General features: G+C 69.3%; 21 protein-coding genes. 16 read left to right on the plus strand and 5 right to left on the minus strand.

The window, feature by feature from the left end; all coding sequences use genetic code 11:
* Positions 1 to 90 precede the first annotated feature (90 nt).
* Positions 91 to 2373, minus strand: a complete 2283-nt coding sequence (locus AC3ZJJ_RS05055) for a SulP family inorganic anion transporter (protein WP_489894160.1) — start codon at positions 2371 to 2373, stop codon at positions 91 to 93.
* A 299-nt stretch (positions 2374 to 2672) separates the two neighbouring features.
* Here AC3ZJJ_RS05055 and AC3ZJJ_RS05060 point away from each other — a divergent pair, with 299 nt between their 5' ends.
* Positions 2673 to 3125: a ribosomal maturation YjgA family protein gene (locus AC3ZJJ_RS05060; protein WP_489894161.1), complete on the plus strand. Its 453-nt coding sequence runs from the start codon at positions 2673 to 2675 to the stop codon at positions 3123 to 3125.
* Positions 3126 to 3205: 80 nt separating this feature from the next.
* On the plus strand, positions 3206 to 3994 hold the full coding sequence (locus tag AC3ZJJ_RS05065) for a trans-aconitate 2-methyltransferase (RefSeq protein ID WP_489894162.1): 789 nt from the start codon (positions 3206 to 3208) through the stop codon (positions 3992 to 3994).
* Between the two features lie 17 nt (positions 3995 to 4011).
* Here the strand turns inward: AC3ZJJ_RS05065 and AC3ZJJ_RS05070 are convergent, their stop codons facing one another.
* On the minus strand, positions 4012 to 4683 hold the full coding sequence (locus AC3ZJJ_RS05070; protein ID WP_489894163.1) for an MBL fold metallo-hydrolase: 672 nt from the start codon (positions 4681 to 4683) through the stop codon (positions 4012 to 4014).
* Positions 4684 to 4787: 104 nt separating this feature from the next.
* Between AC3ZJJ_RS05070 and AC3ZJJ_RS05075 the strand changes: the two genes are divergently transcribed.
* The 14 genes from AC3ZJJ_RS05075 (at position 4788) to AC3ZJJ_RS05140 (ending at position 19987) form a co-directional block, all read left to right on the plus strand.
* Positions 4788 to 5165 carry a GntR family transcriptional regulator gene (locus AC3ZJJ_RS05075; protein WP_489894164.1) on the plus strand — a complete coding sequence of 126 codons (378 nt, stop codon included), beginning with the start codon at positions 4788 to 4790 and terminating at the stop codon, positions 5163 to 5165.
* Between the two features lie 79 nt (positions 5166 to 5244).
* Entirely contained in the window at positions 5245 to 8154 is a 2910-nt protein-coding gene (gene uvrA / locus AC3ZJJ_RS05080; RefSeq protein WP_489894165.1) for an excinuclease ABC subunit UvrA, read from the plus strand.
* 121 nt (positions 8155 to 8275) lie between these two features.
* On the plus strand, positions 8276 to 9007 hold the full coding sequence (locus AC3ZJJ_RS05085; RefSeq protein WP_489894166.1) for an HAD hydrolase-like protein: 732 nt from the start codon (positions 8276 to 8278) through the stop codon (positions 9005 to 9007).
* Between the two features lie 2 nt (positions 9008 to 9009).
* Complete coding sequence (locus tag AC3ZJJ_RS05090; protein WP_489894167.1) at positions 9010 to 9678, plus strand: lysophospholipid acyltransferase family protein; 669 nt, start codon at positions 9010 to 9012, stop codon at positions 9676 to 9678.
* Positions 9679 to 9687: 9 nt separating this feature from the next.
* Positions 9688 to 11673, plus strand: a complete 1986-nt coding sequence (uvrC, locus tag AC3ZJJ_RS05095) for an excinuclease ABC subunit UvrC (RefSeq protein WP_489894168.1) — start codon at positions 9688 to 9690, stop codon at positions 11671 to 11673.
* 46 nt (positions 11674 to 11719) lie between these two features.
* Positions 11720 to 12613: an RNase adapter RapZ gene (rapZ, locus tag AC3ZJJ_RS05100; protein WP_489894169.1), complete on the plus strand. Its 894-nt coding sequence runs from the start codon at positions 11720 to 11722 to the stop codon at positions 12611 to 12613.
* Between the two features lie 6 nt (positions 12614 to 12619).
* Entirely contained in the window at positions 12620 to 13681 is a 1062-nt protein-coding gene (locus tag AC3ZJJ_RS05105; protein WP_489894170.1) for a gluconeogenesis factor YvcK family protein, read from the plus strand.
* Positions 13672 to 14652, plus strand: coding sequence for a DNA-binding protein WhiA (whiA, locus tag AC3ZJJ_RS05110; RefSeq protein WP_489894171.1), 981 nt, complete (start codon positions 13672 to 13674; stop codon positions 14650 to 14652). The genes AC3ZJJ_RS05105 and whiA overlap by 10 nt, the downstream gene beginning before the upstream one ends.
* A gap of 96 nt (positions 14653 to 14748) precedes the next feature.
* Positions 14749 to 15378 carry a superoxide dismutase gene (locus AC3ZJJ_RS05115; RefSeq protein WP_489894172.1) on the plus strand — a complete coding sequence of 210 codons (630 nt, stop codon included), beginning with the start codon at positions 14749 to 14751 and terminating at the stop codon, positions 15376 to 15378.
* 212 nt (positions 15379 to 15590) lie between these two features.
* Complete coding sequence (gene gap, locus AC3ZJJ_RS05120; protein WP_489894173.1) at positions 15591 to 16601, plus strand: type I glyceraldehyde-3-phosphate dehydrogenase; 1011 nt, start codon at positions 15591 to 15593, stop codon at positions 16599 to 16601.
* Positions 16602 to 16627: 26 nt separating this feature from the next.
* On the plus strand, positions 16628 to 17857 hold the full coding sequence (locus AC3ZJJ_RS05125; RefSeq protein ID WP_489894174.1) for a phosphoglycerate kinase: 1230 nt from the start codon (positions 16628 to 16630) through the stop codon (positions 17855 to 17857).
* A 6-nt stretch (positions 17858 to 17863) separates the two neighbouring features.
* The gene (tpiA, locus tag AC3ZJJ_RS05130; protein ID WP_489894175.1) at positions 17864 to 18679 is read left to right on the plus strand and encodes a triose-phosphate isomerase; all 816 of its coding nucleotides are present in this window, start codon (positions 17864 to 17866) and stop codon (positions 18677 to 18679) included.
* A gap of 35 nt (positions 18680 to 18714) precedes the next feature.
* On the plus strand, positions 18715 to 18966 hold the full coding sequence (gene secG / locus AC3ZJJ_RS05135; protein ID WP_489894176.1) for a preprotein translocase subunit SecG: 252 nt from the start codon (positions 18715 to 18717) through the stop codon (positions 18964 to 18966).
* 193 nt (positions 18967 to 19159) lie between these two features.
* Entirely contained in the window at positions 19160 to 19987 is an 828-nt protein-coding gene (locus AC3ZJJ_RS05140; protein WP_489894177.1) for a VOC family protein, read from the plus strand.
* Between the two features lie 26 nt (positions 19988 to 20013).
* Here the strand turns inward: AC3ZJJ_RS05140 and AC3ZJJ_RS05145 are convergent, their stop codons facing one another.
* The 3 genes from AC3ZJJ_RS05145 to AC3ZJJ_RS05155 are packed head-to-tail and all read right to left on the minus strand — an operon-like array spanning position 20014 to position 24167.
* On the minus strand, positions 20014 to 20955 hold the full coding sequence (locus AC3ZJJ_RS05145; protein WP_489894178.1) for a glucose-6-phosphate dehydrogenase assembly protein OpcA: 942 nt from the start codon (positions 20953 to 20955) through the stop codon (positions 20014 to 20016).
* The gene (zwf, locus tag AC3ZJJ_RS05150) at positions 20952 to 22502 is read right to left on the minus strand and encodes a glucose-6-phosphate dehydrogenase (protein WP_489894179.1); all 1551 of its coding nucleotides are present in this window, start codon (positions 22500 to 22502) and stop codon (positions 20952 to 20954) included. Before zwf ends, AC3ZJJ_RS05145 begins: the two co-directional genes overlap by 4 nt.
* Before the next feature lie 36 nt (positions 22503 to 22538).
* A complete protein-coding gene (locus AC3ZJJ_RS05155) occupies positions 22539 to 24167 on the minus strand; it encodes a glucose-6-phosphate isomerase (protein WP_489894180.1) in 1629 nt (542 codons plus the stop codon).
* Between the last annotated feature and the right edge of the window lie 2 nt (positions 24168 to 24169).

The following is a 24169-nucleotide window of genomic DNA, read 5'->3' on the forward strand; positions in this document are numbered from 1 at the left end:
GAAGGGACGGTCGGCGGGCAGCGCTCGCCGACCGTCCCTTCGGCGTTCAGCGGCCGGGCCTCCAACGCACGGTTCCTGGTGCACGCGTTTTTAGTGCACGGGGTCCAGCCGCCGGATGCCCGCGGCGGAGACGTGGAGAACGCCCGCGGTGGAGAGGTCGTAGAACAACCCCACCAGGCTCAGCGATCCGTCCTGGACGCGCCTCCGCAGGCGGGGGTGGTCGGCGAGCGTCTCGAGTTGCACGGCGACGTTGACCACGGCCAGTTGGTCCACCTCGCGGTAGCCCGCGTCGGCGGCGTCCCGGCCCGCCGGATGGTCGCCCGCCAGGGCCAGCCGGCTTTCGCGCATCCCGCCGAGCCACTCGCCGACCGGCTGACCGCCGCCGTTGTGCTCCGCGGACGGGTCTGTGGCCAGCAACGCCTGCATGGCGCCGCAGTTCGAGTGGCCGCACACCGTGATTGTGCTGACGTTCAGCTTTTCGACTGCGAACTCCAGGGCGGCCTCGAAGGACAGGTCGCCACCGGCGCGGTCCACGGCGTTCCCGACGTTGCGCACGGTGAACAGGTCGCCGGGGCCGCTGGAGGTGATGACGTTCGGCACCACGCGGGAATCCACGCACGTGAGGAAGAGCGTCGTCGGATCCTGTCCCTGTGCCAGGGGCTCCGTGTCGCGGCGCACCAGCGCCGCGTTGCGGGCGTGGTAGTTCTGCACCCCGAGCAGGACCGGCAGGGTGTCCGGAGCCGCGGCGTCGTCGATCGCCGGAACGGCGTCGGACGGCGCCGCGTCCCGCTGCCAGCGCTTCCACGGGGCCAGCCCGCTGCTGAGCGACGAACGCGAGATCCAGCGCTTCGGCGCGCCGTCGGCGGCGTCTCCCAGCGGGAAGGTGCCGTGGTCCTCCACGGCGACCTCGCCTCCCGTGGCCTCGTGCTGGGCGCGCCAGGCACCGACGGCTTCGAAGACGGACAGGTCGATGAAGTCCGCCTCGATGTTCACGGTGACGCGCGCGCCCGCCGGAATCGAGTAGAGCGTTCGGTTGAGCCTTGGAAGGGTCAGGAAGCTGCAGGAGCCTTCGATGACGACCTTCCAGGTGGGGCGCCCGCGGTCGTCGCCCGTGCTTTCGGCATGGATGGAACTGCGAACCACCCGCACCAGAACCAGCAGCACGGCCAGTGCCAGGCCGACGAGCACGCCTTCGAGCAGGTTGGCGAACACCACCAGCGCGACCGTTACGGCGTAGACCAGAAAGTCGCCGGTGCGGAGGGCGGTCTTGATGTGGGCGAACTTGACCAGCTGCACCCCGATCACGACCAGCAGGCCGGCGAGGACGGACTGCGGAACCATCATGATGACGGGGGCGAGGAAGACGGAGAAGAGCAGGATCCATACGCCGTGCAGGATGGCCGAGGACCGGGTCCGCGCCCCGGCCTCGACGTTGGTGGCGCTGCGGACGATCACTCCCGTGACGGGCAGCCCGCCCAGCATGCCGGAGGTGACGTTGGCCGCGCCCTGGCCGAAGAGTTCGCGGTTGAAGTTGGTTCGCGGGCCGGACTGCATCTTGTCGACCGCCACGGCCGAGAGCAGGGACTCGACGCTGGCGATCAGGGCCATCGTGACGACGCCTATGCCGATGGCGCCCAAGTTTCCCTCGGGCAGCACCGGGGCGGCGACGGCCTCCAGCAGCGAGCCGTCCAGCGCGATGCGTTCGATCGAGTCGCCCCACACGAGGGAGAGCGCCGTCGCGAGGACGACGGCGGCGAGCTGGCCGGGGAGGCTCCTGAGCTTGCGCGGGAGCCTCTTCCAGAGCAGGAGGATGGCCACGACGGCCACCCCGAGAATGAGCGCGCGGGGGTTCATGGCGGCAACGCTGGCGGGGAGCGAGACTATGTTGTCTAGCGCGTTGCTGCCGGGCTCGGAGCCCAGCACCACGTGGAGTTGCTGCAGCACGATCGTGAGACCGATGCCCGCGAGCATGGCATGCACAACGACGGGGGAGATCGCCAACGCCGCGCGGCCGACCCGGCTGACGCCCAGCAGAATTTGGACGACGCCGGCGGCCACCGTGATCGCGCAGGTGGCCTGCCAGCCGAACTGCTCGATCAGTCCGGCGACGATGACGGTCAGGCCCGCCGCGGGTCCGCTGACCTGAAGGGGTGATCCACCGAGGCTGCCCGCGACGATGCCGCCCACGGCCGCGGCTATCAGTCCGGCCATGACGGGGGCGCCCGACGCGACGGCGATGCCCAGGGACAGGGGAAGCGCCACGAGGAAAACGACGATTGAGGCGGGAAGATCGTGCCGCGGATTTGCGCGGAAGGGGAACGGGGCGCGCCCGGGGGGCGCCGCGCTCGAGTCGTTGATGGTGTGTGCTTCCATGACGGTCCTTCGGGTCGGTGTTCTCCCGAAGCTCTTGAGCTCCGGGCGGACAGAGGCCGCGACGTCCCGCGGGGCGGATCTCGCTTCCCGGCGGGCGCTCACCCCAACGACTGTTGTCGGCGTGGTGGCGACGGATACGCCAAGAAGTCTACGTTTCTTGTGGATTTGTGTCAGTGTGCGAAGAATCACTACAAATCCAGTTGATTGTGTTGCTGGCCCTCCGGGAAAACCCTGGTCAACGCAGCCGCAGCCGCCTGCCCGTCTCCGAACACCGGGGCGCACGCGCCTAGACTCGCGGCATGAACGGTGAACACGAGCGCTCTACCGCCACGGGAAGTCCAGCCGAAGCCCGGCGCCAGGGAAGAAGGCGGGCCGCACTGCTTGTCGCCGGACTGGCGACCGTCGCCCTGGGGCTCGGAGTTCGCGCACTCGGTGACGGCGCGTGGGCAGGCCCCGTCGGCGATGCCCTGTACGCCGTCTTGATCTACCTCGTCGTCGCGTTCCTCGATCCGAGCGGGCCGCGGCTGCGGGCCGCGGCCATCGCCGCCGTGGCCTGCCTGACGATCGAGTTGTTCCAGCTCACGGGTGTTCCCGCCGGGTTGGGTCAGGCCTGGCCGCCGATTCGACTTGTCCTCGGCACCACGTTCGGCGCGGCGGACTTGGGCGCCTATGCCGTTGGTGTTGCCGCAGCCCATGTCCTCGATCGGGCGCTTGGACGGGGAAGCCGCAGGACCGGCGTGTGGTCGATGTGACCTGGGACGGAACGACCCGCCGTCCTTGTCGGCGGGTCCCGGGCGATGGGCGCCCCCTTCGGGAAGCCTAGGCTGAATCCATGAATTGGGATCCAGCCAAGTACACGGAGTTCGCCGACCACCGGGACCGCCCCTTCTTCGACCTGACAGGTCGTGTCGCCGCGGAGGACCCGGGGCTCGTCGTCGACATGGGCTGCGGCCCCGGCCCGCTGACCGCGGCGCTCGCCGACCGCTGGCCGGCGGCGCGGGTGGTGGGCCTGGACTCGTCGCCGGAGATGGTGGAGGCGGCCCGGCGCGGGCACAAGCGCGCCAACCTCGCATTTGCCCAGGCCGACGCCGCCGCGTGGATCCCCGGCGAGGACGTCGACGTTCTGGTGACCAACGCCATGCTCCAGTGGCTGCCCGACCATACGAAGGTCGTCGCCGGCTGGCTCGAGGCCCTTCGGCCCGGCGCATGGTTCGCGGCGCAGGTGCCGGGCAACTTCTCGGCCCCGTCCCACGCGATCATGCGTGGCCTTGCGGACTCGGAACGGTGGGCGGACCGCCTGGGGGGCATCCTGCGTGCGGGGGACAACGTTGCCGAGCCGGCGGACTATCTGCGGCTCCTGACGGGCCACGGTTTCGACGCGGACGTTTGGGAGACCACCTATCTGCAGATCCTCCCGGGAGAGGACCCGGTCCTCGAATGGGTCAGGGGCACGGCGTTGCGCCCTGTACTGGCCGCGCTGGACACCGGGGAGGTCGCGAAGTTCGAACGCGAATACGCGCTTGCGGTGCGGAGGGCCTACCCCGCCTTCGCCGGGACCGACGACGTGCCGCTGACGGCGTTTCCCTTCCGAAGGATCTTTCTGGTGGGCCGCAAGGGGTGACCAGGCGCCCGGCGCGCCTACCAGCCGCGCTCGCGCCAGACCGGAAGCTGTGGGCGCTCGTGACCCAACGTTGTGCCGCGGCCATGCCCCGGATGCACCAGTGCCTCGTCGGGGTATTCGCCGAACAGCCGCTCCTCGACGTCAGCGAGGAGCGAGGCGAACCGCTCCGGATCCTGCTGCGTGTTTCCGACCCCGCCGGGGAACAACGAATCCCCGCTGAAGATGTGCGCCGGTCCCTGGGGGTCGTCGTAGACGTAGGCGACGGAACCGGGGGTGTGTCCGCGCAGGTGCACGGCCTTGAGGTCGAAGCCCCCGAAGTGGCCGACGTCTCCATTGTCCAGAACCACATTGATGTCCACGCCGGTGTCGGCGCGGATGGCATCGGCATCGTCCGCTCCGGCCGCCGTCGGCACGCCCGTCTCCTCCGCGAGTTGCCTCAGGGCCCGCACGTGGTCCCAGTGGCGGTGCGTGGTGGCGATGAGGGCCAGCCGCGTCGGGTTCGGGCTGTCGGCGGCGGCGTCCGCCAACAGCGTCCGGATCGCTTCGACGTCGTCCGCGGCGTCGATGAGCACCTGGGCGCCCGTGGCCTTGGAGGTCACCAGATAGACGTTGTTGTCCATCTCGGAGACCGACGCGCGGCGGATAGTGACTTCGGCGAGGTCGTGGAGGAGCGAGGTGTTGTTGTCCATGGTGCCAGCCTATGAGCGCGCCGCGCCTTGGCGTAACCCGTGAGGACGGGCGTCCCGGGCGCTAGGCTGGCGGCACAGGGCGAGGTGCGCCCGCGGGAGGAACCATGGACGACGGCGTGCTGGGCTTCATCTCGGTGGACCACGGGGACCCCACCAATCCCTTCGAGCAGATCCGGCGGCAGATCCTCGACGCCGTCGCGGACGGGCGGCTCGTCCCCGGGACCCGGCTGACGCCCGTGAGGGCGCTCGCCGAACGCCTGGGTGTGGCGGTGAACACGGTGGCGCGCGCGTACCGGGAGCTGGAACAGGCCGGGGCGGTGTCCACGCGTGGGCGGAACGGCACCGTGGTCGAGGCCTCCGGGGACGACGCCGGGCGCCACCTTGGCGAGGCGGCGGCGGCTTTCGCGGCGGAGGCGGCGCGCTGGGGCGTGGGTGAGGAGGCGGCCCTCGGCTTCGTCCGGGCGGCGTTCCGCGGGCGCTAGGGGAGCGGGGCGGCGAGGGCGGCGTTCCCCTCGGCGCATGGCGTTCGAACGAGAATTCGAAGACGTTTTCGACTAGTATTTGATGGTGGCCATTTCTGAGAGCACCGATGTATTGTCCGCCGAATCCGGAGTTCAGCTACCCCGCGACCAGTCCAGGCTGATCGTCAAGGGCGCGCGCGAACACAACCTGCGCAACGTGGACCTCGACCTTCCCCGCGACGCAATGATCGTCTTCACGGGCCTGTCGGGATCGGGCAAATCCTCCCTGGCTTTCGACACCATCTTCGCTGAGGGGCAGCGCCGCTACGTGGAGTCGCTGTCCGCCTACGCCCGCCAGTTCCTCGGGCAGGTTGACAAGCCGGACGTGGACTTCATCGAAGGCCTCTCGCCGGCCGTCTCGATCGACCAGAAGTCGACCAGCAAGAACCCCCGGTCGACCGTCGGGACGATCACGGAGATCTACGACTACATGCGCCTGCTCTGGGCGCGCGTGGGGCGTCCCTACTGCCCGGTCTGCGGCGAGCCGGTGATGCGCCAGACGCCGCAGCAGATCGTGGACCAGTTGCTGGAGCTCGAGGACGGGACCCGTTTCCAGATCCTCGCCCCGGTCGTGCGGGGGCGCAAGGGCGAGTTCGTCGACCTTTTCAAGGAGCTCGCGGCCAAGGGCTACTCCCGTGCCCGCGTCGACGGCGAAACGATCCAGCTGTCCGAGCCGCCGAAGCTCGGCAAGCAGTTCAAGCACACCATCGAGGTCGTCGTGGACCGGCTCGTCATCAAGGACGGCATCCGGCAGAGGCTCACCGACTCCATCGAGACGGCGCTCGGCATCGCGGACGGCCGCGTCCTCGCCGACTTCGTGGACCTCGACCCGGACGACGACGGTCGGCTCCGCGCGTTCTCCGAGAACCTCGCCTGCCCCAACGAGCACCCGCTCGCCATCGACGAGATCGAGCCGCGGTCGTTCTCCTTCAACAACCCCTTCGGCGCCTGCCCCGCCTGCACGGGTATCGGTACGCGCCTCGAGGTCGACGGCGAGCTGGTCATTCCCGATCCCGCCAAGTCCCTCCAGGACGGCGCCATCGCGCCGTGGTCGCTGGGCACGGCCACCACCGACTACTGGAACCGCCTGCTCGCCGGCCTGGCGAAGGAACTGAAGTTCTCCATGGCAACCCCCTGGGCCAAGCTGCCGGAGGCCGTCAAGCAGGCCGTCCTGCACGGCAAGGACCACAAGGTCGTTGTCCAGTACAAGAACCGCTTCGGCCGGGAGCGCAAGTACAGCACAGGCTTCGAAGGGGTCGTGCAGTACATCCACCGCAAGCACCAGGAAACGGAATCGGACAACGCCCGGGACCGCTACGAGGAGTACATGCGCCAGGTGCCGTGCCCGGAATGCAACGGCGCCCGGCTCAACCCGGCGTCGCTCTCGGTGCTGATCAACGGCAAGTCGATCTCCGCCGTCTCGGCGATGCCCCTGCGCGAATGCTCGGAGTTCCTCGGCGACCTGACCTTGTCCGGCCGCGAGGCACAGATCGCGCACCAGGTCCTGATCGAGATCCAGGCGCGTCTGCGCTTCCTGCTCGACGTGGGGCTGGAGTACCTGAACCTGGAACGCGCGGCGGGCACCCTGTCCGGCGGCGAGGCGCAACGTATCCGCCTGGCAACGCAGATCGGCTCCGGGCTCGTTGGTGTCCTGTACGTGCTGGACGAGCCGTCGATCGGCCTCCACCAGCGGGACAACCGGCGCCTCATAGAGACGCTCAACCGGCTGCGAGACCTGGGCAACACCCTGATCGTCGTCGAGCACGACGAGGACACCATCCACCAGGCCGACTGGATCGTGGACATCGGCCCGGGCGCCGGGGAGCACGGCGGCAAGGTGGTCCATTCCGGTTCCCTGGAGGGACTGCTGGCCAACACCGAGTCGCTGACGGGCGACTATCTTTCCGGGAGGAAGTCGATCGAGCTGCCCGCCAGGCGCCGGAAAATCGACAAGAAGCGCCAACTCAAGGTCGTGGGCGCCCGGGAGAACAACCTGCGGGACGTGTCGGCGCTGATTCCGCTCGGTGTGATGACGGCCGTGACCGGAGTCAGCGGCTCGGGCAAGTCGACACTGATCAACGACATCCTCTACAAGGTCCTGGCCAACAAGCTCAACGGGGCCAAGCAGGTGGCCGGGAGGCACACGCGCGTCGAGGGCCTCGAGCACTTGGACAAGGTCATCCACGTGGACCAGAGCCCCATTGGGCGCACGCCGCGCTCCAACCCCGCCACGTACACGGGCGTGTTCGACCACGTCCGCAAGCTCTTTGCCGAGACCAACGAGGCCAAGGTCCGCGGCTACCTCCCCGGCCGCTTCTCCTTCAACGTCAAGGGCGGGCGCTGCGAGGCCTGCTCCGGCGACGGCACGCTGAAGATCGAGATGAACTTCCTGCCGGACGTCTACGTGCCGTGCGAGGTGTGCCACGGGGCGCGCTACAACCGGGAGACGCTCGAGGTCCACTACAAGGGCAAGACGATCGCCGACGTGCTGAACATGCCCATCGAGGAGGGCGCGGAGTTCTTCGCCGCGTTCTCTCCCATCGCGCGGCACCTGAACACCCTCGTCGACGTCGGCCTCGGCTACGTCCGCCTCGGACAGCCGGCCACCACGCTCTCCGGCGGCGAGGCGCAGCGCGTGAAGCTCGCCTCGGAACTCCAGAAGCGCTCCAACGGCCGGAGCGTCTACGTTCTCGACGAGCCCACCACCGGGCTGCACTTCGAGGACATCCGTAAGCTGCTTTTGGTGCTGCAGGGGCTGGTGGACAAGGGAAACACCGTGATTACGATCGAGCACAACCTCGATGTCATCAAGAGCGCGGACTGGCTCGTGGATCTTGGCCCGGAGGGCGGATCCGGCGGCGGGCAGGTCATCGCCACGGGAACCCCGGAGCAGGTCGCCAAGGTGGCGGAAAGCCACACGGGACGGTTCCTGGCCGAACTGCTCGGCTAGGCTCGGCGCGCCGGGGAGTCGGCGGCGGGTGGGTGCCGGTCGTTGGGGGGAACGAGGGCAAAATATCCTTCGAACGGCATGGGCACCCGGCCAAACGCCGGGTTCGTGCAACAATGACCCGGTGATAAATCGTGTGCGCGCCGTGTTGTTCGATCTCGACGGCACCCTCGTCGACCCGGCCGGTGCGATCACCGGGGGCATCAGAGCGGCGTTGGTGGGGCACGGCATCCCGGACCCCGGCACCGAGCGGCTCGACGCCCTCGTTGGGCCCCCGCTGGCGCTCAGCCTGATGGAGCTCCCCGGCATGACCGAGGAGAAGCTCCCGCTGGTCATTGCCGCCTACCGCGCCGAGTATGCCGCCCACGGCATGGCGTCCAGCCGGGTGTACCCGGGGATCGCCGAGCTCCTTCGCGACCTCCGCGCCGAGGGCGTCCGGCTCGCCGTGGCGACGTCGAAGCCCATCAATATCGCGGTGCGGCTCCTTGAGGTTCAGGGGCTCTTGGACGCATTCGACGCCGTCCACGGCGCAACCCCCAACGAAATCGCCCCCCGCTCCGGCCACGGCAAGGAGCACATCGTGGCGGAGGCCCTGGCGGGCCTTGGCTCGGACCCCGCCGAGACGGTCATGGTCGGCGACCGGCACTACGACGTCGCCGGAGCGGCGGCCAACGGCATGCCGTGCATCGGCGTGTCCTGGGGTTACGCCCCCGAGGGCGAACTCGAGGAGGCCGGCGCGGCGTCCGTCGTCGATACCGCGGCCGAGCTGCGCGCCGAGCTGGGCCTGGCGCCGTCGGGCCTGGCGCCGGTGGCGTCCGCCTCCGTCGCCGCCCCGCAGGACGGGCGGGTCGCCTAGCCATGGGGTTCTACGACGGCGTCCGCGCGACCTTCCGCGGAACCATCACGGCCACGTGCCGGCCCACCGTCACCGGGCTGGAGCACGTCCCCCGCGAGGGGCCCTTCATCGTGGCGTCCAACCACCTGTCCTTCCTGGACAGCATCATCATCCAGGCCCTGATGCCGCGCCCCGTGGCGTTCTTCGCCAAGGCCGAATACTTCACGACCCCGGGGGTCAAGGGCCGCCTGATGAAGGCGTTCTTCGAATCCGTGGGCTCCATCCCCGTCCACCGCGGCGAGCAGGCGGCCTCCGTCGCCGCCCTTGATTCGCTCGTAGAGATCCTGGAGTCCCGCGAGGGCGTGGGGATCTACCCTGAGGGCACCAGGTCCCGCGACGGACGGCTGTACCGGGGGCGCACCGGAGTCGGCTGGCTGGCCCTCTCCACCGGCGCGCCGGTGCTTCCCGTGGGCCTCATCGGCACCGAGCGGCTCCAGCCCGCCGGCAGCAGGACCGTGACCCCGCACCACTTCACGCTCAAGGTGGGCGCGCCGCTGCAGTTCGACCACGTCGGCCCAAAACACCCGCTCCCGGAGCGCCGGCACGCCACCGACCGAATCGTGGACGCGATCGCCGAGCTCACGGGGCAGGAACGTTCGGACGGTTACAACCAGGCCCCGGCCGCGGGGTAGCGTTGTTTTATGGCCGATCCCTCCACCTACCGGCCCAGCGCCGGTGAGATACCCACCGGTCCCGGCGTCTACAGGTTCCGCGACCCCCACGGCAGGGTCATCTACGTCGGCAAGGCGAAAAACCTCCGCTCGCGGCTGAACTCCTACTTTGCCAACCCCGCCGGCCTGCTGCCCAAGACGCACGCGATGGTCCACACCGCCGCCAGCGTCGAATGGACGGTCGTCGGCAGCGAGCTCGAGGCCCTGCAACTCGAATACACCTGGATCAAGGAGTTCGCTCCACGCTTCAACATCGTCTTCCGCGACGACAAGTCCTACCCCTACCTGGCCGTCACGTTGGGCGAGAAGTTCCCGCGCGCGCAGGTCATGCGCGGGGACCGCCGGAAGGACGTCAAGTACTTCGGCCCGTTCTACCCGGCCAAGGCCATCCGCGAGACCCTCGACACCCTGCTGCGGGTCTTCCCCGTCCGCACCTGCAGCGCCGGTGTGCTGCGCCGCGCCCAGCAGTCGGGCCGCCCGTGCCTGCTGGGCTATATAGACAAGTGCTCGGCCCCCTGCGTGGGACGAATCAGCCCCGAGGACCACCGCAAACTCGCCGACGAGCTGTGCCAGTTTATGGGCGGGGAGGGCACGCGCTTCATCCGCCAGCTGGAGAAGGAGATGGCCGGTGCCGTCGCCGAACTCGAATACGAGAAGGCGGCTCGCCTGCGGGACGACATCGCCGCCCTCCGCCGCGTCTTCGAGCGCAACGCCGTGGTGCTCTCGGAGGACACCGAGGCGGACATCTTCGCCATCGCCGAGGACGAACTCGAGGCGGCCGTGCAGGTCTTCCACGTGCGCAACGGCCGCATCCGGGGGCAGCGCGGCTGGGTGGTGGAGAAGGTCGAGGACACCACCGAGGCCGAGTTCGTGGAGCACATGCTGCAGCAGGTCTACGGAGAGAACGCCGACGCCGACCGGCTCCCGCGCGAGGTCCTGGTGCCCACGGAGCCGGAGGATGCCGCGCAAGTGGCCGAATGGCTGCGTGGGCTCCGGGGGGCCGCGGTGAACCTTCGTGTTCCCCGCCGCGGCGAGAAGGCGGCGCTGATGGAGACGGTGCGCGAGAACGCGGAACAGGCGCTGCGCCTCCACAAGTCGCGGCGTGCGGGCGACATCAGCACGCGAAGCGCCGCGCTCCAGGAACTGCAGGAGGCGCTGGGACTCCCCGTGCCCCTGCTGCGCATCGAGTGCTACGACATCTCGCACGTCCAGGGCACCAATGTCGTGGCGTCCATGGTCGTGGTGGAGGACGGGCTTCCGAAGAAGTCGGACTACCGGAAGTTCTCGGTCACGGGAGACGCGGCCCGCGACGACACTTCCGCCATGTACGACGTCATCACGAGGCGCTTCCGGCACTACCTGGAGGACCAGACGCACATTGCGCCCTCCATCAGCGGCCAGATCGACATCCAGGACGACGCCGCGAAGGCGCCCGTGCGCAAGTTCGCCTACCCGCCGTCGCTGGTGGTGGTCGACGGCGGTCCGCCGCAGGTCTCCGCGGCGGTCCAAGCGCTCGAGGACCTCGGCATCGACGACATCTACGTCGTGGGACTCGCGAAGCGGCTCGAGGAGCTCTGGCTGCCCGACGACGAGTTCCCCGTGGTCCTGCCGCGCGCCTCGCACGGCCTGTACCTGCTCCAGCGGATCCGCGACGAGGCGCACCGCTTCGCCATCACCTTCCACCGCCAGAAGCGCTCCACGTCGATGATCACCTCCATCCTGGACGACGTTCCCGGCCTGGGACCCTCCAAGCGGAAGGCGGTCCTGAAGCACTTCGGGTCGCTGAAGCGCATGCGGGCCGCCGACGAGGAGGCCTTCCTCGCCGTCCCGGGCATCGGTCCCGCCATGGCGCGGCAGCTGGTCGCGGCGCTGGCGACGGACGCCGGCGGTCCGGCCGGGGAAGAGGACACCCCCGAACCGGCGGTCAACACCGCCACCGGCGAGCTGCTCGACTAGCCCCGTCCCGCCGGGGCGGGACGTGCCCTCGCCTAGACTGAGTGACATGAGTAGCGAGCTTGCACCGGTCAAACCCGTCGAATCCGAATTGCTGATCGTCACCGGGATGTCTGGAGCAGGGCGCACCACGGCGGCGCACGCGCTGGAGGACCACGGCTGGTACGTCGTCGAAAACCTGCCGCCCCAGCTGCTCGGGACGCTCACGGAGCTGGTCGCCCGGGTGCCGGGCTCGCTCCCGAAGCTCGCCGTGGTGATGGACGTGCGCAGCAAGTCATTGTTCCCGGCGTTGCGCGAAAACCTGGCCCAACTGCGCGCGGCGGGAATCAACTACCGCGTGCTCTTCCTGGAGGCCAGCGACGACCTGCTGGTGCGCCGCTTCGAGCAGGGGCGCCGCCCGCACCCGCTTCAGGGATCCGGGCGGATCCTGGACGGCATTGCCGCCGAGCGCGAGGTCCTGCGCGAACTCAAGAGCGCCGCCGAGATCGTGCTGGACACCACGCCGATGAACGTCCATGCGCTGGCAACGGCGATCACCGAACTCTTCTCCGAATCCGGGCCCATCGTCCTGCGCCTGAACGTCATGAGCTTCGGCTTCAAGTACGGGCTTCCCGCCGACGCCAACTTCGTCGCCGACGTCCGCTTTATCCCGAACCCGCACTGGGTGCCCGAGCTCCGCCCGCACACGGGGCTCGAGTCCGTGGTCAGCGACTACGTGCTGGAGGCCAAGGGCACCGCCGAGTTCATCGACCGCTACATCGCGGCGCTGGAGCCCGTCGTGGACGGCTACCGCCGGGAGAACAAGCACTACGCGACCATCGCGGTCGGCTGCACTGGCGGCAAGCACCGCTCCGTCGCCGTCAGCGAGGAGATCGCCCGCAGGCTGCGCCAGTTGCCCAGCGTCAATGTCACGGTCAACCACCGCGACCTGGGCCGGGAGTAGCCGGACATGGCTTTCCTTTCGGGCCAAGTACCGCTGGTCCCGCCAAAGCCCTCGGGCGAGGGCCGAGGGCCGGTTCGCGTCGCCGCCCTCGGTGGCGGCCACGGGCTGGCCGCCTCCCTGGCGGCGCTCCGGCGCCTCACCACGGACATCACGGCGATCGTCACCGTGGCGGACGACGGCGGCTCCTCGGGGCGCCTGCGCGAGGAACTGGACGTCCTGCCGCCCGGCGACCTGCGGATGGCCCTGGCGGCCCTGTGCGACGACACCGACTGGGGACGCACCTGGCGCGACGTGATGCAGCACCGCTTCACGTCGAAACCGGGCACGGCCGGGACGCTGGACAACCATGCCCTCGGCAACCTCCTCATCGTCACCCTCTGGGAACTGCTGGGCGATCCGGTGGCGGGCCTGAGGTGGGCGGGGGCGCTCCTCGGCGCCCGCGGCCAGGTGCTGCCGATGAGCACCATACCGCTCACGATCTCCGGCGAGGTCCTCGGCCAGGGCGAGGGGGAGACCCTGATGCGCCGGCGGGTCTCCGGGCAGGCGAAGCTGGCCGTCGCCGGAAACAGCGGCATGGTCAGCAACGTCCGGCTGGAGCCCGAGGACGCGCCCGCCTGTCCCGAGGCACTGTCGGCGATCGAACTGGCGGACTGGGTGGTGCTGGGTCCGGGGTCCTGGTACACCTCCGTCCTGCCGCATCTGCTGCTTCCGCAAATGCGCGAGGCGATCGAAGCCACCCCGGCCAGGCGCCTGCTGACCATGAATCTGGCCACCGACACCAAGGAGACCGTGGGCATGGACGCGGCCGACCATTTGAACGTCATCGCCCGATACGCCCCTGACCTGCGGATCGACGCCGTGATCGCCGATCCATCGTCGATCGACGGCGTCGAAAGGTTCCGTGAGGCCGCCTCCGGGCTCGGCGCCCGGTGCTTCTTCGGTAAAGTAGGCGTCGCGGCGGGACGTGCGGTGCACGATCCGCTGCGGCTGGCCACGGCCTATCAGGACGTCTTTACGTCGTTCGATCCCAACGACCCCAGCAGTGAGGAACACAAGACATGGCACTGACAGCCTCGGTCAAGGACGAGCTGTCCCGGCTGGACGTCAAGAAGTCCTCGGAACGCAAGGCGGAGGTTTCCGCGACCCTTCGGTTCGCGGGTGGGCTGCACATCATTTCGGGCCGAATCGTCATCGAGGCCGAGGTGGACCTGGCCTCGACCGCCCGGCGCCTCCGCCAGTCCATCGCCGAGGTGTACGGCCATACCGCGGAGATCATCGTGGTCTCCGGTGGGGGCCTGCGTCGAGGTAACCGCTACGTGGTGAGGGTGGTGCGCGACGGCGAGTCCCTGGCCCGGCAGACCGGCCTTCTCGACGGGCGGGGGAGGCCCGTGCGCGGGTTGCCCTCCGCGATCGTCAACGGTTCGACGGCGGACGCCGAGGCCGTGTGGAGGGGCGCGTTCCTCGCCCACGGCTCGCTGACCGAGCCGGGACGGTCCTCCGCCATGGAGGTGACCTGCCCCGGCCCGGAGGCGGCCTTGGCGCTCGTGGGGGCCGCCCGGCGACTCGGACTGGTCGCCAAGGCCCGCGAGGTGCGCGGCGTGGACCGCGTGGTGATCCGCGACGGCGACAGCATCGCCGCCCTGTTGACCCGCATGGGCGCGCACGACGCGCTGATGGTCTGGGAGGAGCGCCGCATGCGCAAGGAGGTCCGCGCGACGGCGAACCGGCTCGCCAACTTCGACGACGCCAACCTCCGGCGCTCCGCCCAGGCCGCGGTCGCGGCCGGCGCCCGGGTGGAGCGGGCCCTGGAGATCCTGGGCGACGACGTCCCGGACCACCTGCAGTACGCCGGCGCCCTGCGCGTGGCGCACAAGCAGGCCAGCCTGGACGAGCTGGGACGCCTGGCGGATCCGCCCATGACCAAGGACGCGATCGCCGGACGCATCCGCCGGCTGCTGGCCATGGCGGACAAAAAAGCGATCGAGCTGGGAATACCGGGCACCGAGGACAGCGTTACCGCAGACATGTTGGACGGCTAGTCTGGCCCAGTAGGTTTCCGATGCCCCACGTGGCTCGGGATGCAATACCAGCAGGCGCCCCCATTCGCCGGGGTGCACAACAAATGGAGGAGACACATGTCGAAGTACACCCTCCCGGAGCTGCCGTACGACTACGCAGCCCTGGAACCGAACATTTCCGCCCGCATCATGGAGCTGCACCACAGCAAGCACCACGCCACCTACGTGGCCGGCGCCAACACCGCGCTGGAGCAGCTTGCGGAGGCCCGCGAGAAGGGCGAGTTCGGCAACGTGCCGAAGCTCTCCAAGGACCTGGCCTTCCACCTGGGCGGACACACCAACCACTCCATCTTCTGGCAGAACCTTTCCCCCGAGGGCGGGGACAAGCCCGAGGGCGAGCTGGCCTCCGCCATCGACGAGTACTTCGGTTCCTTCGACGCGTTCCGCGGCCACTTCGGCGCGGCCGCGCTGAGCCTGCAGGGCTCCGGCTGGGCGCTTCTGGCGTACGAGCCACTCGGCGGAAACCTCGTCATCGAGCAGCTGTACGACCAGCAGGGCAACGTCCCGGTCGGCACTATCCCGCTGCTGATGCTGGACATGTGGGAGCACGCCTTCTACCTCGACTACGTGAACGTCAAGGCCGACTACGTCAAGGCTTTCTGGAACATCGTCAACTGGGCCGATGTCACCAAGCGCTTCGAGGCCGCGCGCGCCGGCGCCACGGCCCTCGTCGTCCCCGGGGCGTAACGCACGTCACACTTCCGCGTCACATGACGTAGGATAAATGCAACGGATCCCGCGGGCCCCGCGTCCGGTTATCCCCGGACCGGGAGCCTGCGGATCCGGTCGGCGCTACGCCGACGACACAACGGAGTGTCCACCTCTTCCATGGCCACTCCGCGTCGATCCCTTTCCGGGACCACCGCGGTGGCTTACATTCCGGCAAGGAGAAAAATCACGTGACTACTCGTGTTGGCATCAACGGCTTCGGACGCATCGGACGCAATTTCCTGCGCGCAAGCCTCGCCCAGACGGCGGACATTGAAATCGTCGCCGTCAACGACCTCGGCTCCATCGACGACCTGGCCATGCTGCTGAAGTACGACTCGGTGCTCGGCCGCCTGGACCGCGACGTCGTCGTCGAATCCGACCACCTCGTCGTCGGAGGACAGCGCATCAAGGTCCTGTCCCAGAAGGATCCCGCCCAGCTCGGTTGGGGCGACTTGGGTGTGGACGTCGTCATCGAATCCACCGGCTTCTTCACCAAGGCCGCCGACGCCCAGCGCCACATCCAGGGCGGGGCCAAGAAGGTCATCATCTCGGCCCCCGCATCGGACGAGGACCTGACGATCGTTATGGGCGTCAACCACGACAAGTACGACCCGGAGAAGCACCACATCATCTCCAACGCGTCGTGCACCACCAATTGCCTGGGGCCGGTGGCCAAGGTCCTCAACGACCAGTTCGGCATCGTGGACGGCCTGATGACCACCATCCACGCCTACACGGCGGACCAGAACCTGCAGGACGCGCCGCACAAGGATCAGCGGCGTGCCCGCGCCGCGGCGCTGAACATGGTCCCCACTTCCACGGGCGCGGCCAAGGCGATCGGCCTGGTGCTCCCGGAGCTCAAGGGCAAGCTCGACGGCTACGCCATGCGCGTCCCGGTTCCGACCGGCTCCGCGACCGACCTCACCGTCACGCTCGCCCGCGAGACCACGGTGGAGGAGATCAACGCGGCCTTCAAGAAGGCGTCCGAGGAGGGCCCGCTGAAGGGCTTCCTCAAGTACAACGAGGACCCCATCGTCTCCACGGACATCCAGACCGACCCGTCGTCGGCGATCTTCGACGCGCCGCTGACGAAGGTCATCGGCAGCACGGTCAAGGTGCTGGCGTGGTACGACAACGAGTGGGGCTACAGCTCCCGACTGGTCGACCTGACGGAGTATGTCGGCGGCAAGCTGGCGTAGGTCCGGGTTTCGGATAGCCTAGGCGCATGACTTCTCGCACTCTCGACGATCTGCTCGCCGATGGTGTCCGTGGGCGGCACGTTCTGGTCCGTAGCGACCTGAACGTGCCGCTCGACGGTTCCACCGTCACCGACGACGGCCGCGTCCGCGCGTCCCTCCCGGTCCTCTCCAAATTGGCCGACGCTGGTGCCCGCGTTATCGTGATGGCCCACCTCGGCCGCCCGAAGGGCTCCCCGGACCCCAAGTTCGCGATTGCTCCGGCGGCGGAGAGGCTCCGCGAGCTCGCGGACTTCCCCGTATCGGTGGCGGAGGACGTTGTGGGCGAGAGCGCGCGCTCGTTGGCGGGCGCCTTGGAGGACGGCCAGGTGCTGGTCCTCGAAAACGTTCGGTTCGACGTCCGCGAAACCAGCAAGGACGACGCCGAGCGCGGCGCCTTCGCCTCGGAGCTCAAGGCGCTGACGGGTGGCAACGGCGCGTACGTGGACGACGCGTTCGGTGCCGTCCACCGCAAGCACGCCTCGGTCTACGACATCGCGGCCGTCCTTCCCTCCTACCAGGGCGACCTGGTGCGGACCGAGGTCGAGGTCCTCAAGACCCTTACCGAGGGTCCCAAGCGGCCCTACTTAGTGGTGCTGGGCGGCTCCAAGGTGTCAGACAAGCTCGCCGTGATCGACAAGCTGCTCGGCCGCGCAGACCAGCTGCTGATCGGCGGCGGCATGGCCTTCACGTTCCTGCAGGCGCAGGGGCACAAGGTCGGGGCTAGCCTGCTTGAGGCCGACCAGCTGGACACGGTGCGCGGCTACCTCTCGCGCGCCAAGGAAATCGGCTGCGACATCATCCTGCCCACAGACATCGTGGTGGCCTCCAAGTTCGGGGCCGACGCGGAGCACGAGGTCCTCGCCGCGGACAACATCGAGGGCGGCAGGTTCGGTTCGACCGGCCTCGGCCTGGACATCGGTCCGGAGTCCGGCGAGGCCTTCGCCAGCTACATCCGCTCGGCCAACACGGTGTTCTGGAACGGTCCCATGGGCGTGTTCGAGATCGAGGCCTTCTCCGGCGGTACCCGCGCCGTCGCCCAGGCCCTGGCCGATTCGGAGGCCTTCAGCGTCGTCGGCGGCGGCGACTCCGCCGCGGCCGTGCGCACGCTGGGTTTCCGCGACGACGACTTCGGCCACATTTCCACGGGCGGCGGTGCCAGCCTCGAGTATCTCGAAGGCAAGGAACTGCCCGGCCTGACAGCTTTGGAAGGCAAGTAGACAACCATGACGACATCCACAAACGGCAACTTCGACCGCAAGCCGCTTATCGCCGGCAACTGGAAGATGAACATGGACCACGTCCAGGGCATCACGCTGCTCCAGAAGTTGGCGTGGACACTTGAGGACGCCAAACACGACTTCGACAGGGTGGAGGTTGCGGTCTTCCCCCCGTTCACCGACCTGCGCGGCGTCCAGACGCTGGTGGCCGGCGACGACCTTCCCCTGGTCTACGGGGGACAGGACCTCTCTCCACACGATTCCGGCGCCTACACCGGCGACATCTCCGGACAGTTCCTCTCCAAGCTCGGCTGCGCGTACGTGCTCGTGGGGCACAGCGAGCGCCGCACGATCCACGGCGAGACGGACGAGGCGCTCAAGGCCAAGGTCGAAGCCGCCTACCGCCACTCGCTGGTGCCGATCCTTTGCGTCGGCGAGGGGCTCGAGGTGCGCCAGGCGGGACGGCACGTCGAACACACGCTGGCCCAGCTGCGTGCCAACCTCGAGTCGCTCCCCGCCGAGCACGCCGCGCGCCTGGTCGTGGCCTACGAGCCCGTGTGGGCCATCGGGACTGGAGAGGTCGCCGGTCCGGAGGACGCGCAGGAAATGTGCGCGGCGATCCGCGCCGAGCTCGCGGAACTATACGACGCAAAGACGGCGGCGGGCGTTCGGCTGCTCTACGGGGGATCCGTCAAGGCCGCAAACGCCGCCTCGATCCTCCGCGGTCGCGACGTGGACGGGCTCCTGGTCGGCGGCGCCAGCCTGGACCCGGCGGAGTTTGCTAACATTGTCAGGTTCGAGCATCATCTGGTGACCGACTAACCGGCTGACAAGCCGTTGTTGACCGAAAGGCCGTAGTGGACGCACTCAAGATTGTCCTGCAGGTGGTGCTCGGCATCACCAGCCTCCTGCTGACCCTGCTGATCCTGCTCCACAAGGGGCGCGGCGGCGGCATGTCAGACATGTTCGGCGGCGGCGTGACGACCAGCCTGGGTTCATCCGGCGTGGCGGAGCGCAACCTCAACCGCATCACCGTGGTGCTCGGTCTGGCATGGGGCGCTGTCATCATCGCGCTGGGCCTGATCATGCGGTTCTCCGCGGAGTCCTAGCGCACCTTCCCGCGATCCGGTCGGCCAGGCCGGCCGGCATCGGGGAACGAGGACCCAACCAGACAACGAAATAGGGCGGCTTCCCCGTGGAAGCCGCCCTTTTCCTTGCCGCGGGGCCTTGTCCACGCCGCTCCACCGTGATCGCATTGCCCCAGGCGGGCACCGAGGGCGCCCCCACGGATTGGAGCGGAACATGGCAGTTAGAACCTATCCGCACGGGGTCCCGTGCTGGGTCGACACCGAGCAACCGGACGTCGACGCGGCGGCGCGCTTCTACGGCCGCGTCTTCGGATGGTCGTTCGAGGATGCGATGCCCCCGGGAGAGGGCCGCCGTTATGTCATCGCCACCCTCCACGGAGAGGACGTGTGCGGCATCGCCGGTCCCGGCGGTGGCACGCCGCACTGGAACACCTACGTGTCCGTCGACGACGCGGACGCCGCCTCCGCGCGGCTCGCGTCCCTGGGCGCCCGCATCCGGTCGGAACCGGCGGACGCCGGGGCGGCCGGCCGCGGCGCGGCGCTCGAGGATCCGGAGGGCGCGGAGATTCGCCTCTGGCAGGCGGGACGCCGCCCGGGAGCGCAGGCCGTGAACCTGCCTGGCGGCGGGAACTTCAGCGACCTCCACACGGCGGCCGCACCGGCCGCGCGCGAGTTCTACGCGGCCGGGTTCGGATGGCTTTTCGTGGACCTCGGATTCGGGACCATGATCGCCCGGCCCGGCTATGGAGACCACCTGGAGGCGACGACGGACCCGGACATCCGGAGCCGGCAGTCGGACGTTCACACCCCCGTCGGCTTCGAGGACGCGATCCGCTGGCTGGCGCCCGCGGCGCCCGACGAGGCACCGCACTGGCACGTCACGTTCAGCGTCGCCGACCGGGACGCCTTTGTGGAGGACGCCGTGCGCCTCGGCGCGCGGGTCCTGGCCGTGGACGAGTCGGAGTGGACGCGCTCCGCGCTGGTGCGGGACCCGCAGGGCGCCGAGTTCACGGCCAGCCAGTTCACCCCGCCGTCGGGCTGAGGGCGGCGGGGCCGGGGCCCTGCGGTTCAGCGTTCGCTGGCCGTCACGCTGCGCAGGTTCGTGCGCTGCAGCCCCTCGCGGAGGACCTCGCCGAACACCTCGTCGGGATCTAGGCGGCGCAGCTCCTCCGACAGGCACTCGGACAGGTGGCGCCTCGGTAGGGAGATCCGTTGCACCTTCTGCCCCGGCTGGTAGAGCTCCGCCACGTCGTTGTCCGGGCGGGTCAGGACCACGTCGCCGTCCGCGCGGGTGAAGCGCACGCTGCGCACGCCCGTGCCGGCGGGAGACGATGCGATGGTCACGGGCACGTCCAGGCGCAGGGTCAGCCAGGCGGCCAGCAGCACGGTGCTCGGCGAGTCTGCGGCGCCCTTCACGGTCACCGCGAGGACCTCGCCGCGGTCCAGCTGGTCGAAGACCGAGGCGAGCTGCGCGCGCCAAAGCGTCAGCCGGGTCCACGCGAGATCCGTGTCGCCGGCCACGTAGGAGCGGGCCAGGTCGAACAGCGCGCGCCGGGGGTCCTCCTCGCTTCCGGAGTCGGTGATGCGGCGGTGCGCGATGCGGCCGATCCCCGTGGTCGAGGCCTTCTCCGGCGCCCCGTGCGGCCACCAAGCCACAATAGGCGCGTCGGGGAGCAGCAGGGCGGCGACGAGGGACTCGTCGGCGTGGCTCAGCTCGCCGTGAACGTGGAGGACCACGACCTCGGAGGCGCCGGCGTCCCCTCCTACACGAATCTGGCCGTTCAGTGCGGTCGGCGCACCCTTGTCCCCCTCCACCACCACGATGATCCGGCAGGGATGCTCGCGGCTGGCCAGGTTGGCGGCCTCGATGGCCTCCTCCTCGAAGCCGTCGCGGGTGACCACCACGAGAGTGAGGACGCGGCTCAGTGCCACGACTCCACCGGTCTCGCGCAGGTTCATGAGTTCCTTGGCCAGTTTCGAGGCCGTGGTTCCGGGCAGGTCGACGATCATGGGCGCCGCCACATCCTTCCATCGCGGGCCAAGAGCTCGTCGGCGGACGCCGGCCCCCAACTCCCCGGGGCGTAGGGCTCGGGCTGCTCGTCCAACCCCGCCCAGTACTCCTCGAACGGATCGAGGATCTTCCAGGACAGCTCCACCTCGGCGTGCCGGGGGAACAGCGGCGGTTCGCCGAGCAGCACATCGAGGATGAGCCGCTCGTAGGCCTCGGGACTGGATTCGGTGAAGGAGTGCCCGTAGCCGAAGTCCATGGTCACGTCGCGCACCTCCATCTGCGTCCCCGGAACCTTGGAGCCGAAGCGGATGGTCGCGCCCTCGTCCGGCTGCACCCGGATGACCACGGCATTCTGGCCGAAGTCGTCGCTGGCGTTGTCGCGGAAAAGCAGGTTGGGCGCGCGCTTGAACACCACGGCAATCTCCGTCACCCGGCGCCCCAACCGCTTGCCGGCCCGAAGGTAGAACGGCACCCCGGCCCAGCGGCGCGTGTTGATGTCGACGCGGATGGCGGCGTACGTCTCCGTGGTCGAGTCGGGGTTGAAGCCTTCCTCCTCGAGGAAGCCGGTGACCTTCTCCCCTCCCTGCCAGCCGCCGGAATACTGTCCGCGGGCCGAATGCGTGGACAGGTCGGCCGGCAGCCGCACGGCGCCGAGCACCTTTTCCTTCTCCGCGCGCAGGTGGTCCGCGTCGAAGGAGATGGGCTCCTCCATGGCCGTCAGCGCCAACAGTTGCAGGAGGTGGTTCTGGATGACGTCGCGGGCCGCGCCGACGCCGTCGTAGTACCCGGCCCGGCCACCGATGCCGATGTCCTCGGCCATGGTGATCTGGACGTGGTCCACGTGGTTGGCGTTCCACAACGGTTCGAAGAGCTGGTTGGCGAAGCGCAGGGCCAACAGGTTCTGGACCGTCTCCTTGCCCAGGTAGTGGTCGATCCTGAAGACCGCGTCCGGCGGGAAGACGGACTCGACGATCTCGTTCAGCTCCCGCGCCGAGGCGAGGTCGTGCCCGAACGGCTTCTCGATCACCACCCGGCGCCACGGGGCGTCGGCGGACTCGTCGCCGTCCTTGGTGGCGAGGCCGTGCTTGGAGAGCTGCTCGCACACCTGCTCGAACGAATTCGGCGGGATGGAAAGGTAGAACGCGTGGTTTCCACGGGTCCCGCGGGAGCTGGCCAGCTCGTCCAGCGTCTCGCGGAGCCTGACGAACGCCTCGTCGTCGTCGAAGCCGCCGGTGACAAACCGGAAGCCTCCGGCGAGCTGCTCCCACACCGTTTCGTTGAAGGGTGTCCGGGCGTTGGCGCGCACCCAGCCGCGCACCTCCGCCACGAAATCCTCTTGCGACCAGTCGCGCCGGCCGAAGCCGACGATCGCGAAGCTGGGGGGGAGCAGCCCGCGGTTGGCGAGGTCGTAGACGGCGGGCATCAACTTCTTGCGCGCCAAGTCTCCGGTGATACCGAAGAAGACCAGGGCGGAGGGACCGGCGATGCGGCTCAGGCGCCGGTCCCTCCGGTCGCGCAGGGGATTGCGCGAGGCGGTGTCTGGCATGGGTCTCTTTCCTAGAGGGGGCGGTCGGCCGGGGGTCTAACCCTCAGAGGTGCGGACCAACGAGGCGACGGCCTCCCGCAGCTCCGCGAGGCCCGCCACCCGGTCGTTGAGGTGCAGGCGCAGGACGGGCCGGCCGAGGTCGGCAAGTACCTGCGCGTCGCCGGCGGCCTGGGCCGAAATGAGCTGGCCGAAAGTGAACGGCCGGTCCGGGATGGAAATGTCCAACGCCGAGTCCGCGGTGATCTGCAGGTAGGCGCCGACCCTCGGTCCACCCTTGTGGAACTGGCCCGTGGAGTGCAGGAAGCGCGGGCCCCAACCGAAGGTCGTCGGGCGGCCGGAGAGTGCCGCCAGGTCGGCGCGCAGCTCCTCCAGGCTGGAGTGCCCCACGCGGTCCAGGTACGCCTGGATGCTGACGTACCCGTCGGACGGGACGGCGGCCAGCAGGCGCCGGAGGGCCTCCGCCACCGTCGTCGCGCCGTCGAGCAGCCCTGCCGTGGCGCGCAGCTCGATGTCGCCGTCGACGGCGTCCGCCGGCTCCGCCTCGGGAGTGGAGTCCAACAGTCCGCGGGCCGCGTTCTTCGCGGCCTCGACGTCCGGCTGGTCGAACGGGTTGATGCCGAGCAGGCGCCCGGCGACAACCGTGGCGTACTCCCACAGCATCAGCTGGCTGCCGAGCGATCCCGAGACGCACACCTGGTCGCCCAGCGGGGCGGCGGCGTCGTCCGAGTCGGTGACGAGCCGCACCAGGAGGACGTCGTCCGCCTGCGCCAGGGCCTCCGGGGCGCCGGGCTCCGCCACGACGGGAAGGACGCCCGTGCCGTGCTTGCCGGTGGACTCGGCGATCAGCTGTTCCGCCCAGTCCGCGAAGCCCACGATTCCGGAGCCCTCGTCCACGAAGACAATCTTGTCCCGTAGCGGGGACGTCCCCGCGAGGGCGGCACCGAGGCACAGCGCGATGTTGTCCGCGTCGTCGTCCGCCAGGAATTCGGCGGCCTCCTCCGCCTCGTCCAGCAGGGCCTCGATGTCCACACCGGCCAGGCCGGTGGGCACCAGGCCGAACGCGGTCAGCGCCGAGTAGCGGCCGCCGACGTTCGGATCCGCGTTGAACACGGCGCGGTACCCGGCCTCGCGGGAGGCTTTGTCCATGGGCGAACCGGGATCGGTCACGACCACGATCCGGCTGGCCGGATCCAGGCCGGCGTCGCCGAACGCCTGCTCGAACACGCGCCGCTGTGAATCCGTCTCCACGGTGGAGCCGGACTTGGACGACACCACCAGCACCGACGTGGCCAGGCGGTCCGCGAGGGCGTTTCCGACCATCTCCGGGTCCGTGCTGTCCAGCACAACGAGTTCGACGTCGGCTGTCGCCGCGATGACCTCGGGGGCCAGGGAGGATCCGCCCATGCCGGCGAGGACGACGCGGTCTACGCCTTCGGCGCGGAGTTCGTCGCGCAGGCGCAGGATCTGCTCCACCAGTGGACGCGACGTCTCGCCCAAGTCGACCCAGCCCAGGCGGATCGCCGCCTCGGATTCGGCGTCGGGGCCCCACAGCGTGTGGTCCTTCGCCGCGATGCGGGACGCCACCTGGTCCTGGACCAGGCGGGGGACGTGGGCCTCGATGGCGGCCAGCGCGGCGCCCGTTGCCTGGAATCCGAGTGAGCTCATGG

The sequence above is a fragment of the Arthrobacter sp. AOP29-A2-19 genome (assembly GCF_058138025.1).